Annotated in this window: 17 protein-coding genes; 6 read left to right on the top strand and 11 right to left on the bottom strand. The window is 57.0% G+C overall.

What is annotated here, in order from left to right; all coding sequences use genetic code 11:
* Nucleotides 1-109: 109 nt before the first annotated feature.
* On the top strand, nucleotides 110-574 hold the full coding sequence (locus DK510_RS11985; RefSeq protein WP_234999044.1) for a hypothetical protein: 465 nt from the start codon (nucleotides 110-112) through the stop codon (nucleotides 572-574).
* Here the strand turns inward: DK510_RS11985 and DK510_RS11980 are convergent.
* Nucleotides 571-1,335: a sulfite exporter TauE/SafE family protein gene (locus DK510_RS11980; RefSeq protein WP_109312291.1), complete on the bottom strand. Its 765-nt coding sequence runs from the start codon at nucleotides 1,333-1,335 to the stop codon at nucleotides 571-573. The two genes, DK510_RS11985 and DK510_RS11980, sit on opposite strands and share 4 nt — an antisense overlap.
* 145 nt (nucleotides 1,336-1,480) lie before the next feature.
* Between DK510_RS11980 and DK510_RS11975 the strand changes: the two genes are divergently transcribed.
* From DK510_RS11975 to DK510_RS11965, 3 genes are all read left to right on the top strand, one after another.
* Complete coding sequence (locus DK510_RS11975) at nucleotides 1,481-3,172, top strand: acyl-CoA dehydrogenase family protein (protein WP_109312290.1); 1,692 nt, start codon at nucleotides 1,481-1,483, stop codon at nucleotides 3,170-3,172.
* 217 nt (nucleotides 3,173-3,389) lie between these two features.
* A complete protein-coding gene (locus tag DK510_RS11970) occupies nucleotides 3,390-3,944 on the top strand; it encodes a hypothetical protein (protein ID WP_109312306.1) in 555 nt (184 codons plus the stop codon).
* A 49-nt stretch (nucleotides 3,945-3,993) separates the two neighbouring features.
* The gene (locus DK510_RS11965; RefSeq protein WP_109312289.1) at nucleotides 3,994-4,386 is read left to right on the top strand and encodes an META domain-containing protein; all 393 of its coding nucleotides are present in this window, start codon (nucleotides 3,994-3,996) and stop codon (nucleotides 4,384-4,386) included.
* Here DK510_RS11965 and recO read toward each other — a convergent pair.
* Together recO and DK510_RS11955 are read right to left on the bottom strand one after the other, a co-directional pair.
* Entirely contained in the window at nucleotides 4,370-5,095 is a 726-nt protein-coding gene (recO, locus tag DK510_RS11960; protein ID WP_109312288.1) for a DNA repair protein RecO, read from the bottom strand. The two genes, DK510_RS11965 and recO, sit on opposite strands and share 17 nt — an antisense overlap.
* Before the next feature lie 96 nt (nucleotides 5,096-5,191).
* The gene (locus tag DK510_RS11955) at nucleotides 5,192-6,091 is read right to left on the bottom strand and encodes a hypothetical protein (protein WP_234999043.1); all 900 of its coding nucleotides are present in this window, start codon (nucleotides 6,089-6,091) and stop codon (nucleotides 5,192-5,194) included.
* 278 nt (nucleotides 6,092-6,369) lie between these two features.
* Here DK510_RS11955 and DK510_RS11950 point away from each other — a divergent pair, with 278 nt between their 5' ends.
* On the top strand, nucleotides 6,370-6,675 hold the full coding sequence (locus DK510_RS11950; protein ID WP_109312286.1) for a hypothetical protein: 306 nt from the start codon (nucleotides 6,370-6,372) through the stop codon (nucleotides 6,673-6,675).
* Nucleotides 6,676-6,703: 28 nt separating this feature from the next.
* Here the strand turns inward: DK510_RS11950 and DK510_RS11945 are convergent, their stop codons facing one another.
* The 3 genes from DK510_RS11945 to era all read right to left on the bottom strand — a co-directional run bounded on the left by DK510_RS11945 (nucleotide 6,704) and on the right by era (nucleotide 8,367).
* Nucleotides 6,704-6,976 carry a SemiSWEET transporter gene (locus DK510_RS11945; RefSeq protein WP_109312285.1) on the bottom strand — a complete coding sequence of 91 codons (273 nt, stop codon included), beginning with the start codon at nucleotides 6,974-6,976 and terminating at the stop codon, nucleotides 6,704-6,706.
* Nucleotides 6,977-7,132: 156 nt separating this feature from the next.
* Nucleotides 7,133-7,462, bottom strand: coding sequence for a DUF1491 family protein (locus DK510_RS11940; protein WP_109312284.1), 330 nt, complete (start codon nucleotides 7,460-7,462; stop codon nucleotides 7,133-7,135).
* Nucleotides 7,459-8,367 carry a GTPase Era gene (gene era / locus DK510_RS11935; RefSeq protein ID WP_058273275.1) on the bottom strand — a complete coding sequence of 303 codons (909 nt, stop codon included), beginning with the start codon at nucleotides 8,365-8,367 and terminating at the stop codon, nucleotides 7,459-7,461. The genes DK510_RS11940 and era overlap by 4 nt, the downstream gene beginning before the upstream one ends.
* A 157-nt stretch (nucleotides 8,368-8,524) precedes the next feature.
* Between era and DK510_RS11930 the strand changes: the two genes are divergently transcribed.
* Complete coding sequence (locus DK510_RS11930) at nucleotides 8,525-9,901, top strand: multicopper oxidase family protein (protein ID WP_109312283.1); 1,377 nt, start codon at nucleotides 8,525-8,527, stop codon at nucleotides 9,899-9,901.
* A gap of 27 nt (nucleotides 9,902-9,928) precedes the next feature.
* Here the strand turns inward: DK510_RS11930 and DK510_RS11925 are convergent, their stop codons facing one another.
* From DK510_RS11925 to DK510_RS11905, 5 genes are all read right to left on the bottom strand, one after another.
* Entirely contained in the window at nucleotides 9,929-10,405 is a 477-nt protein-coding gene (locus DK510_RS11925; protein WP_058273276.1) for a hypothetical protein, read from the bottom strand.
* A 156-nt stretch (nucleotides 10,406-10,561) separates the two neighbouring features.
* Nucleotides 10,562-11,239, bottom strand: coding sequence for a ribonuclease III (gene rnc, locus DK510_RS11920; protein WP_109312282.1), 678 nt, complete (start codon nucleotides 11,237-11,239; stop codon nucleotides 10,562-10,564).
* Entirely contained in the window at nucleotides 11,236-12,075 is an 840-nt protein-coding gene (lepB, locus tag DK510_RS11915; RefSeq protein ID WP_109312281.1) for a signal peptidase I, read from the bottom strand. Before lepB ends, rnc begins: the two co-directional genes overlap by 4 nt.
* 57 nt (nucleotides 12,076-12,132) lie before the next feature.
* Nucleotides 12,133-12,552, bottom strand: coding sequence for a holo-ACP synthase (gene acpS, locus DK510_RS11910; RefSeq protein WP_109312280.1), 420 nt, complete (start codon nucleotides 12,550-12,552; stop codon nucleotides 12,133-12,135).
* Nucleotides 12,549-12,875 (bottom strand): Dabb family protein, encoded by a 327-nt coding sequence (locus DK510_RS11905; protein WP_160116505.1) that lies wholly within the window; start codon nucleotides 12,873-12,875, stop codon nucleotides 12,549-12,551. Before DK510_RS11905 ends, acpS begins: the two co-directional genes overlap by 4 nt.
* Nucleotides 12,876-12,878 lie beyond the last annotated feature (3 nt).

Below are 12,878 nucleotides of genomic sequence, written 5' to 3'. Positions count from 1 at the left end.
CCGCCAACCTGCGTGTTGATGGCTAATCATCGTGCGCAGATGGGCCTCTGACACTTTCTTCGCCTCACTGGCTTACATAGTTGCATCATTCCTCACCTTTGAGGTCTTGATGCCGCTGCAAAACGTGTTCTTTCCGGAATATCCAAGCCGGGCCAGCCTGCTGTTCCTACCTCACGGGGTTCGGGTCCTGGCGGCGTGGCTGTTAGGGTGGCGTGCGATTTTCGCATTGTTGCCGGGCGTCTTTGCAGTCTTTGCATTCCTGGGGGGTGCGGATGTCTTTTTACCAAGCCGCATGTTGGCAATTGTCATCGCGGTCACAACGGTTCCCACCGTGTTCTACCTGCTCAAATGGGCAGGTTGGGACTTATTTCCCAGACCTGATCGCAAACCCTGCTGGCTGTGCGTCATGGGTGTCGGCGTGATCACGTCGTTCCTGGCATCCGCCATGACAAACATGAGCTTTGGCAGCGCAGGGGTAGAGTATATCGCCTTTCTGATCGGCGATATCTCGGGGCTGTTTTTCCTGATGCTGGGGCTTTACTTCACGTTTCGGTTTATGGACCGCAGAACTTAACCCATCAGGCCGCGGCGCAGCAGGTTCAATCCTGCGGCCAACAGCACAACCAAAGTCACTTTGCGAAACAGCGCCTGATCGATTCTCGATTGCAACTGCATGCCCACCCACATCCCGATCACCGCCGGAGTGATCAGGGCAGCCGAAAACGGCGCGGTGTCGACCCGCAGGATACCTGATCCCATATGGGCGACCATCAAGGCTATTGCGCCCAGCCCATAGATGACCCCCTGCACCCGCATTTGCACGGCTTTCGGCGTGTTCAGGGCCGTCAGGTACGCCACAGTTGGCGGCCCCCAAATACCGGACATACCACCGACAAATCCTGCGACGGCCCCAATGAGAACCTCTACACGGGCCGATGGTTCTTTCAGCACCAGTTTCACACCCAGGACCTGAATCAAGGCAAAGAACGTGACAGGAACGCCTATCATCAACAGGAAGGTCGATGTCGGCACCAAAGTGACTAGCTTGGCTCCGGCCAGAAGGAACACCAAGCCCACGATTAAAAAGATGCGAAACTCCCTGACCGACGACACGGCCGCGGAAACACCCTGTCCCAAAGCCTGAAAGACATTAGTTACCAGTGTCGGAAGGATCAGACCCGCGATGGCCAGCTCGGGCGGTAGAAAGACACTCAACCCTGAAACCATAACCATCGGCATGGCAAAACCGACGATACCTTTGACCCACCCAGCCAGAAACGCAACGCTCAGAGCCAGCAGAAGATCCTGTGGAGGTAGTAAAGAAAACAATGTCATGGCCCCCTGATATCATTCCTGACGGGCGCTGCACTGCAAAAACGCTCGAGAAATATTAGAACTTTTTCGCAACGTAATACGTATTTTTGTTGCGCTGCACGTGCAGCATGATATGACCAGACGACACGAGAAAAGGACACGATTCATGGCCCATGACGGACAGGATATGACCCAGATGACGACACCTGCGATTTTGCCCGATCTTCTGACGCTGACCCGTGCGGCCGCACCCGCCGTTGAAACAGTGTTTGAGCGTGCGCGTGAGTCGGTGCGCGGTATGGTTTCCGCTGATGGCCGTGTATCCGGTGCCTTGATCGAAGCCAATCAAACTGCCGCCCATGGCTTGTCATGGCTGGCCACATATTCTCAGTCCCTAAAACAGATGCAACGCTGGGCCGAGGCGCTGGAGGCCGATGGCAAGTTCGGCGAGATCGAACAATTGCTGCACCAAATCGCCTTTGGCGAATACCTGCACCAGGTTGCGGGCGGCATTCCGATGAACCAGGGCGAAGTCGTGCGCCTGCAGGACATGGGTCTTGGCTGGGACGCGCTTTCCGGATTTCAGATCCCCGAAATTCAAACGCTGATGGCACAGGCCAATTCTCAGGCCGCCCGCACACGGCTGGTGGCTCTGATGGAAGATCAGGCCGGTGCCACTGTGTTCGGCGCCTCAGGCCTGGATGAAGAACTCGAGATGATCCGCGACCAGTTCCGCCGCTATGCGGTCGAAAAGGTCGAGCCCCACGCTCATGATTGGCACCTCAAAGACGAACTGATCCCGATGGAAGTCATCGAGGAACTGGCGGAAATGGGTGTTTTTGGCCTGACCATCCCCGAAGAATTTGGCGGCTTCGGCTTGTCCAAAGCCTCGATGTGCGTCGTGTCCGAGGAATTGTCGCGCGGTTATATCGGCGTGGGCTCTCTTGGTACACGCTCCGAGATCGCGGCCGAGCTGATCATCGCGGGCGGCACCGATGAACAAAAAGCCAACTGGTTGCCTAAACTGGCCAGCGCCGAAATTCTGCCGACAGCCGTTTTCACCGAACCAAACACTGGCTCGGATCTGGGCAGCCTGCGTGCACGTGCGGTCAAGAACGCGGACGGTGACTATGAGATCACCGGCAACAAAACCTGGATTACCCACGCGGCACGGACCCATGTGATGACGCTGCTGGCCCGGACCAACGCGGACACTACCGATCACCGCGGTCTGTCCATGTTCCTTGCGGAAAAGACGCCAGGCACAGACGAGACCCCGTTCCCTACCCCCGGCATGACCGGCGGTGAGATCGAAGTTCTGGGCTATCGCGGCATGAAGGAATACGAGCTGGGCTTTGACGGTTTCAAAGTCAAGGGCGAGAACCTGCTGGGCGGTGAAGAAGGCAAAGGCTTTAAACAGCTGATGGAAACCTTCGAAAGCGCACGCATTCAAACCGCTGCCCGCGCCATTGGTGTGGCCCAAAGCGCGCTGGATATCGCGATGCAATACGCGCAGGACCGCAAACAGTTCGGCAAGTCGCTGATCAACTTCCCCCGCGTGTCCGGCAAACTAGCCATGATGGCGGTCGAAATCATGATCGCACGTCAGCTGACATATTTCTCAGCCTGGGAAAAAGACCACGGTCAACGCTGCGACCTTGAGGCCGGCATGGCCAAGCTGCTTGGCGCTCGTGTGGCCTGGGCTGCGGCGGATAACGGTCTGCAAATCCATGGCGGCAACGGTTTTGCGCTGGAATACAAGATCAGCCGCGTTCTGTGTGACGCGCGCATTCTAAATATTTTTGAAGGGGCTGCCGAAATTCAGGCACAGGTTATTGCACGGCGTTTGCTGGGCTAACCGGAATTAGGCATCCCGTTTCCCCAACTAGACCCGGTCTTGTGCCGGGTCATTTTCTTTGTTCCGAACCCCAGTTTGAAATTCATGCCATCCGACCTGTGACCGGATAGAGACCTTTTCAGATCCTCGACCGAAAAAACTTCCCCCTTTGCTTTTTGTTGAAACCCCTTTAGGGCACGCTGCGACCCAGACCGGGCCCAAGGATGGTGATGACAGAATGACCCGACTATTTTTTGCGCTTTGGGCGACCGTTGCAGCCCTGATACTGGGCGGATGCGCCACAACCCAGCCTGTGGCGGGCTACACCGAGGTAGACGAGCTGGCACTGGCGATCGAAAACCTTGGACCCCAAGTCGATCCTGCCGAGGCACAAAAGGCCGCCACCATCGCCTACACCTATTCGCAGCAACTGAAGCGGGATTGGAACGTCACAGACCCGGCGATTATCCATAACGCCAAGGTCATCAACGGGTTCCGGGAAAAGGGATTGTGCAATGACTGGGCGCAGGCCATGACCCGCCGCCTGCAGCAGGAAAACTTCCGAACTTTGGACGTGCACTGGGCTACGTCGCCCCCAACCGCCTTTCGGATCATCCACCATTCTGCCGCTATCAGCGCCAAAGGAGACACGATGAAAGATGGCATCATCCTTGATCCATGGCGCAACAGCGGTGCACTGTTTTGGGATCAGGTAACTGACGACACCAGATACAATTGGCGGCCGCGCCTGGACGTTCGCGAAGAACTTATCAGCGGTGAGATCCCCTACTAGTCTGGCTTCGCCGGTTCCCTCGGCACCAGTAAGAAAGTAAGACACCCGAATGATGCGTCTGATCCTGACACTGCCTTTGATTGGCCTGTTTCAATGCGACAGGGACGAATCTGTTGCCGCCTACGGCGCCGCGGACCAGACTTGGGTGCTACAGGAAATCGACGGACAGCCTTTCGAGGCCATCGCCATGTTGCGGTTCCCCGAAGAGGGCAAGATCGCGGGTAACGCCCCTTGCAACAGCTATAGCGGCACCCTGAACGCGCCCTACCCCTGGTTCGAGATTATGGACCTGAACGCAACACGTGCGGCCTGTGCCGGGCTTGAGGCCGAAGGCTTCTATTTCGCTGCGCTGATTGCGATGACGCAGTCCGAAGTGTCAGGCGACTTGCTGATACTGCGCAATGATGACGGGCACGAAATGGTGTTCAAAGCCGCCGAGTGAACTGATCCACAAATCTTGCCCGCGCATCCGGCAAGGGGTTATGCCCCAGGGACGGGGCAAGATGGTGTTCCAGAAAGTTACCGGTGGTTTTCAACCCTGCGGCAATCTCAGCGTCCGGCGCTTGCCCCTCACCGCGCAAACAGGGTGGCAGGGGCAACAGCTTATCCGCCCATTCGCCAGCACCATCGGCGCTAACGGCTCGACCAGTCTTGGGGGAGACATAGACCAATCCATCCGCCGCCCCTGTCACAGCACAGGCCGACAGGTCCAGGCCAAAGCCCAGTTCTTCAAGCAACGCCAATTCCCAGCGCAGGTAAGCTAGCGGCCAGATTTCGTCCTGCCCCAGCAGATCCAACAACTGTTCGGTCTGTTTGTAGATCGCTGGATGCGGTTCACGCTCGGGCAGGCAAAAGGACAACAGCGCAACGGACGCGTTCAATCCTGCCAACGCCATCCGACCCGAAAATGCCGCTGCTGCACGTGAACGCAAAGGTTCAACCTGAAATGTGCCAAGGTGTTCTTCTAACCGCGCGCGCCATAAAACATCTATTTGCGCGCCGGGCTGCAGGATGGGGGCAATTTTGCGGCTGGTGCCACCGCGTACGACGCCTGCATGACGACCGTGGCCTTCGGTGAAGACCTCGATAATCGCCGCCGTTTCGCCATGCCGACGAGACGTCAGAAGGATGCCGTGATCGCGCCAGTCCAAGTCAGGCTCCTTTCGTCTCAGGCTCGCCCCCGGTTTGCAACAGATCGCAAGGCTGAAACATCCGCAAGTGGGCAGGCATCCAACTGGTCTTTGGAATTAGAACCGGGCCCTGAAGGCCACCCCTACCAAAGGCGCGGTTTCATAGTTTTGGCGGCTGAGTTCCGTGCCGTTCGCATCATCCAGTGTAAGACGCCCATCCAATTCAGCACCTGCGAAAACGTTCAGCGAAATGCCGGGATTGGGATTGTAGCCAAAGGAAACCACCACTGGAATACTTTTGTCCTCGCCTATCCCGTTTGGGGCCAGCCCTTCCTCGTCAAGCCGGAACCGAATGCGCTCAGAGCGAGCAGAAAGGCCGAGGGTCATCGTGTCATTCAGCGCATAGCTGAGTGTCAACCCCGGCCCCTGCGTTGCGCCAATCCCCGAGCCGGTATTCAGGTTCCAACGGTCATTGATATCCCAATCCACCAGAAGCGCCGGAAAAAAATCGATATCATCGTCTTCGAACTGCGAAAACGCTCCAAACGCAGGGCCGATGGTCAGGCTCTCGCTTAACTTCCAGGCAATACCAGCAAAGACACCATAAGTTCTGCCGTCCGCCGCATCAGCACCGCTCTGGTAATCCCAGCGGACCTGCGGTGACACGAAAACGCTTGCAGTATTGCCGGCACGAAATCGAACTGGAAAAGAGATTCTGATGTCGCGGATGTCCTCCCACGGTTGGTTATCCGCCTGACTAAAGTTGTAATCGAACCTGCCGATGCTTGCTGACAGCCCAACCGAGGTTCCACCATTCAGATTATACAAAGCGGTTGTTCGCAAAAACGCGCGGCTGGCCGAGAACTCCCCGCTTTCACTCAGGTCCGCGTTGCTTTGATAAGCGGTCAACCCATCGATTTGATAAACCCACCCCAACCTCTGCTGCGCAAAGGTGGGCGAAGTCACCATGCCCAAGACTAGGATCGTTGAACAGCAGGCCAAAGTGAAGGTTTTCATCTTTTTTCAACTCGATAGGGGCAAGGACACATTCTCAGATAGCATTCTGTCGGACACGATCAAATGATTGAAGGGAACTGAATTGTAGAGTGTGACAGCGAAGTCGAAGACAAACCCTGCGTGCTGGCTTTTGCTCACCACCGAAACGATGGCCGCCAGAAAAGACCTGAGATTGCGCTGTAACTCCCATCTATGGTCAATAAGTTACCAACCTCGTTTCCTTGACAACGCGGGGTTGCCACCCTTTATTTAACAGCACAGTTAAACAGGAGGTCACGATGCGAGGCATAACCATTACATATTCCTTCGATGGCAACGAAGCCAAATGGCAGGCCACCATCCGCACATTTATCGAGGCAATCAACGCCGACCCTGAGGCGGCTGGAAAATTCACCTATCAGGTTGCGGTCGCTGATGACGGAAAGTCCCGGGTTCACTGGGGCCGCTGGGACAGCGCCGAGACATTGGCTCATGTGCAATCGCAACCCTATTTTCAGGCCTTCGCACCCAAAGTAAAGCAATTCACCGGTGAAACATTGACCACCACCGGACACGATATCACGCTTAAAAGCATCGGCTGGTGACGCCTTGGCACCGGATCGTGGCGGCTGGTCAAAACGTTAAACCGGCGTGGATCAGGATGCCCAGAACCATCAGGACATTCAGCACCATCGAGATACCGTTGCCCACGTAAATAGGCAGCTTGCCGACCACCAGCCCGTAGGCGAACCATAAGAATGACAGCACAGCGCAGAGCGACCAAGACAGCAGAGACTGGCCGGTCGCATGTTGTGAATGCGTGAAGTACAGCTTGATCAACTGCGGCAGCGTGGCAAAAGGGCCGACAATGCCAATGAAGACCATGAAGCCTTCAAACCGATGCATCCAATGACCAAGTTCTGAATTTTCAAGCTTTTTCAGCGAGTGTTTCGGCCATACATACACCTATTATCTATTCAAACGGTGCGGCGATCCTCGCCGACAGAGTGCGGGTAAAATAGACGTTTTGGTCCGAGCGACCAAGACCCGTTGAACTGCGTGCTAGTCCAATCCCTCTTCGCCCAGCAGATGACGCCCTTGTCGGTCTTCAACCTCGATCACCCAAAGGTCAGGGTCAAAGCTGCGTTGCCGGGTGATGGCGTCGTCGACCTCTGTCTCGGCACCGGAGGAAAGCTCGACCCATTTGCGCTCACCGCTCATCAGATCAAAGCTGCGCTGAAATGCGGCCGCTTGCCCATCCAAGGTGTTTAGTTTGACCAACACCGCGCCCGCTGTGTCGTCGCCATGTGCCACGACAAAAGCAGGGATTTCCTGAAACCGTAACCGCGCCAAATAGGCGTGGACCCAAAAATCAGCCGTCAGGCGGGTCATGCGTTTCCGTCTTTGAAATCCAGACCCATTTCCGAGTAACGCTCGGATTCCTCGAGCCAGTTCGGGCGCACTTTGACCTGCAGGAACAGATGTATCTTGCGGTCCAGGAACTCTTCCAACTCGGCCCGCGCGGCTTGGCTGACCGCCTTGATCGTCTCGCCCTTTTTGCCCAGCACGATGCCTTTGTGACCGTCGCGCATGACATAGATGATCTGGTCAATCTTGGCAGAGCCGTCTTTGCGCTCTTCCCAGTTTTCGGTCTCGACCGTCAGCTGATAGGGCAACTCCTGATGCAGGCGCAGGGTCAGTTTCTCGCGCGTCATCTCAGCCGCGATCATGCGCAGGGGCAGATCGGCGATCTGATCTTCGGGATACAGCCACGGGCTTTCGGGCAATTCCGCAGCCAGCCATTTGCGCAGATCCTCAACGCCATAGCCCTTTTCGGCGGAAATCATAAAGGTTTCGGAAAACGGGTAGCGTGCGTTCAAGTCACTTGTCAGGGCCAGCAGCACCTCAGACTGGACCTTGTCGATCTTGTTGATCGCCAACGCAACCTTTCGGCCCTGCCCGATCTCTTCCAGACCTTCGAGGATACGCTCGACCCCTTCGGTGATGCCGCGATGCGCTTCGATCATCAGAACGACGACATCTGCATCCGCGGCTCCGCCCCAGGCCGCGGCAACCATGGCCCGATCCAAACGACGACGCGGTTTAAACAGGCCGGGTGTGTCTACAAAGACCAGCTGCGCATCGCCTTCCATTGCCACACCGCGAATGCGGGTACGGGTCGTCTGAACCTTATGCGTCACGATCGAAACCTTGGCCCCGACCATGCGGTTCAGCAGGGTGGATTTGCCTGCGTTGGGCTCTCCGATCAGGGCGATAAATCCGGCGCGTGTGGTCATGTGTCTGGCGTTCCTGGTTGCAAGTGCGCACCCCTATAGCAGAAAGGCCGCGCGGGCCAGAGGGATTTGTCGCATTGCGGTCATGCAAAATCGGTGGCACGCCTATTCCAAGCCGCGCCAAATCCAGCCAGGCAACCATCGGAAAAAGAGGCAAGACATGAAACGTCGCGAGTTTCTTTTGGGCAGCGGGGCCGCTGCCGGCGCGCTGGGTCTGGGCGGTTTCGGGTTGGCGCAGGGGACGCCGGAGTTAACCATTCAACCAGCAAGCTTTGCCCTGCGGGATACGTTGACGACCGGAATGGTCAGCCTGTCCCCTAACGCACCGCCGCCGGTATTGTATGGCAAACAAGGGGAAGTGATGCGGCTGCCGGTGCGCAATACGCTGTCGGAATACACGGCAATGCACTGGCACGGGATGCGGATCGCGAACAACATGGACGGCGTCCCTTACCTGACCCAAATGCCATTGGGTGAAGGTGAGGTCTTTAACTATGAATTCACTCCGCCCGATGCAGGCACCTACTGGTATCATCCACATTGCATGACGATGGAGCAGATGGCCCACGGTTTGACGGGCGTCATGGTGATTACAGAACCCCATGACCCCGGATTTGACAGCGAACAGGTGATCAACCTGCGCGATTTTCGGTTGGATGAAGATGGCGCGTTCCTGCCCGCCTATACCCAGCGCGGCGCCGCGCGGGCCGGGACCTTTGGCAATGTCCACACCGCCAACTGGGTGCAGGGTGCTGTCTACGATCATGCCGCAGGCAGTCTGGTGCGACTGCGAGTCGTAAATACGGACACAACGCGTATCTACAAACTGCATCTTGAGGGCGGCGATGCACGGATTATCGCGTGGGATGGCCATCCGCTTGAGATTAACATCCCGATGCCCAGCGCTGATGAGCCGCTTCTTGTCGGGCCCGGTCAGCGGGTGGATTTTGCGGTTGCAATGCCCGGCGACGAGGGGCGCAGCGTTGCGCTGATGGCAAAATTGCCCGGTCAGCCGCACAGACCTATGGCACAGCTGCGCGCAATCGGATCATCAGCGTCACGGGACCTGCAAGAGTTGCGCCCTCTGCCCGTCAACCCGGTCGCGAAACCCGATCTGACCAATTCCGAGCTGCACGAGTTTGTTTTTGGCTGGACCCCCGAAGGTGGTGAACCCAACAACGGGTTCTGCGGCTCGCTGGGGTATAACTTCTGGTCTATCAACCGCAAACCATGGCCCGGCGACGCGGCGCAGGGTGTTGGGCCTTTGGCAACGCTGGAAATGAGCAAAAGTTATGTCCTTCGGCTGCGAAATGAATCTCCTAACTTGCACCCGATCCACCTGCACGGGTTGGCTTTTGTGCCGATACGGTCGAACCTGCGCCAACTGCCGCCTCTGATGACCGACACGATGCTGTTGCTAAAAGACGAGGTTGCCGAGATCGCGCTGGTCGCTGATAACCCGGGCGACTGGGCGTTCCACTGTCATGTCATCGAGCACCAAAAGACCGGGCTGACTGGATTTATCCGGGTGGTCTGAGGGGCGTGCTAGACGCCCCCAGGCATTTCATGCGTTCTGGCGCTCAATCAAGCGCAAGACGGCAACCATGACGATCCCATAAAGAACATGCCCGATTAGTGCGACCCAAGTGATCGCCGAGAAGTTCAAGAAGGTCGGCAGACCGGACAAGGTCGTGATGCCACCCAAAGCAAAAACCCAGAGACCAAACCCGTAAATAGCCGAGGCCACAAACATATGAACGGGGCCAAGTACCTTAACCCAGACCGGTTTGAAGATCAGAAACCACCCCAGCGGATAGGCAATCAGGCCCACAAGATAGAAGTGCACGAAAAAGCCCAAAAACGCATTGCTGGGCAGGCCGAGACTGGACAACAGGCTCTGGGCCAGCCCTTCCGGTGAAAGATTGGCCCAGCCGATGCCGGGGCTGACAACCTGCCCCCAGAAATCGAAGGCGATCGTGGCGATAAAACCGGCGATGAACAAAAAGCCGATATTCACGGTAGTCAGTTTTGCGTTTTGCATGGAAATGCCTCAACTCATTGTATCCGTTTCGCCTTGCTCGCTTGTTCTTAGACATGCGCCAAAGCGGATGATGTTCAGATACGCCCGCGACCCGAGGTCTGCTATAGGCCTCAAGTTAGATTGAGAATTGTGACATGTTCGGGCTGTCGAGGGTTGCTATTTCAACTGATCCAGCAGCGCCCTTGCGGCGGCTTGTTCCGCCTGACGTTTCGACCCTGCCGTTGCCTGCGCTTCGGTTCCGTCCTGCAACCTAGCCGCAATCGTAAACACCGGTGCGTGGTCGGGACCGCTGCGTTTGACCTCGACGTAAGCCGGCGGTTTTTGCCCACGCGCCTGCGCCCATTCCTGCAGCGATGTTTTGGCGTCGCGCGCATCCGCTTCAACGTTGTGGACGCGATCCCCCCACAGTCGCAGGATGACGTCCCGGGCTGCCTCAAATCCGGCATCGCGATAGATCGCGGCGATCACAGCCTCCATCGCATCACCCAGCAAGGCCTGTTTGCGGCGCCCACCTGACAGCATCTCGGACCGGCCCAGTTTCAGCACCACACCAAGATCGATTTGCCGGGCCACATCAGCGCAGGCTTCTTTGCGGACCAACGCGTTGAACCGAGGGGCCAACTGCCCTTCGGATGCTTTTTTGTCGGCCTCCAGCAAGGCGGTTGCCATGACAAGGCCCAGAACCCGATCGCCCAGAAACTCCAACCGCTGATTATCAGGTCGTGTCGAGGACGAGACCGATCCATGGGTCAGTGCGCGCACCAGCAGTTCAGGGTTCGAAAATTCGTACCCCAGACGCTGCTGGAACGCCTTTATCTCGGCCGAAAGCTTCAATTGACCGCCTTAAAGAAGCGATCCCCGCGCCATGTCCAGAAGAACAGCATTGACCGGCCAGCGGATGAGAACAGGATGCGATCAGCCCGCCCGATCAGGTCTTCGTAAGGTACATAGCCAACGCCACCTGCGGATTGCGGCACGCGGCTATCGCTGGAGTTGTCGCGGTTGTCCCCCATGAAGAAGTAGTGCCCTTCGGGAACCGTATAGATGCCGGTATTGTCAGCGGCCTGGTTGCCGATGTTCAGCACTTCGTAGGACACACCGTTTGGCAGTGTTTCGATCATACGCGATTTTTCGCAGACACCGCCAAAGCCGACAGGACCGTTTTCGCAGCGTGGGCGTAAACCTTGCGAACCTTGTGGTTCGGCGACTTCGGTGAACACACCATCAGGTTCTTGTTGTACGGGCGCACCGTTCAGAATGATCTGACCGTCCCGCACCTGAATGCGGTCCCCGGGCAGACCAATCAGACGTTTGATATAGTCACGACCGCTGACCGGGTGGCGGAAAACAATGACGTCACCGCGTTCGGGGTCACCACCCCAGATACGGGTGTTTTCATCGCTTTGCATCCAGCCGCAGAGGTCTTCGGCGTCAACATTCAGGCCGACGCTTGGGATGATCAGGCTGGGGCAGGACGCGTAGGAATAACCGTAAGACATTTTGTTGACGAACAGGAAATCCCCGATCAACAAGGTGGGCTTCATCGAACCCGACGGAATCCAGAACGGCTGAAACAGGATCGTGCGGAAGACGCCCGCGATCAGCAGGGCATAGACGATGGTTTTGATCGTCTCCCAAACGGCGTTACCTGTTTTGGCTTCCTCGGCCATACTGCTCTCCGGTCGTTTATTCGTTGGGGTGCTACATGCGGGTCAGTTAAGGGCAAGTCAAGGCTGCGCGGGGCCATCGTGAAGCGGACGCGCCTCGATCACCACGAATGCCTGTGCCCAGGGGTGATCGTCGGTCAGGGTAACGTGGATGATGGCCTCATACCCTTTGGGCGTCATCTCTTTCAGCCGATCTGCCGCCCACCCGGTGACATGCATCACAGGCTGACCGGTGCGCAGATTGGTCACCGACATGTCCTTCCAGGCGATGCCCATAGCCAGACCGGTGCCCAGCGCCTTAGAGCATGCCTCTTTTGCGGCCCAGCGTTTGGCATAGGTTCCGGCGACATCAGCGCGTCGTTCGGCTTTGCTCTGTTCGATCTCAGTGAATACACGGTTGCGAAACCGGTCGCCAAACCGGTCCAGCGTGCCCTGAATTCGGTCGATATTTGCGAGGTCGGTGCCGATGCCGAGGATCATTGCGCGCTCCGTTCCTGAGCATCCAAATCAAACACCAAGATCCCTGCCGCTCCACCGGTGCACAGCTGAACCAGACGGGCACCCAGTTCCTGATGCTGAGGGTTCTCGGCATATTGGCGCAAGGCTGATGCGTTCTCAAAATCCAAAGTGAAGCCATATGCATAATCGGGAGACTTGGCTTCAAAGTCCCTGTTAGGACCACAGACAAATCCAGAGCAACCCGGCAACTTTTCTGCAACGTCCTTTAGCCTGGCCATCACATCCAAAAGCTGTGACGGATCATACCCGGCAGCAAGGTTCAGCATCACACAATGGCGGATCATCAT

The organism is Ruegeria sp. AU67, assembly GCF_900312795.1.
GTDB lineage: Bacteria > Pseudomonadota > Alphaproteobacteria > Rhodobacterales > Rhodobacteraceae > Ruegeria > Ruegeria atlantica.
The sequence above is the reverse complement of the archived record's forward strand: the minus strand, read 5'-3'. Positions and strand labels throughout refer to the sequence as shown.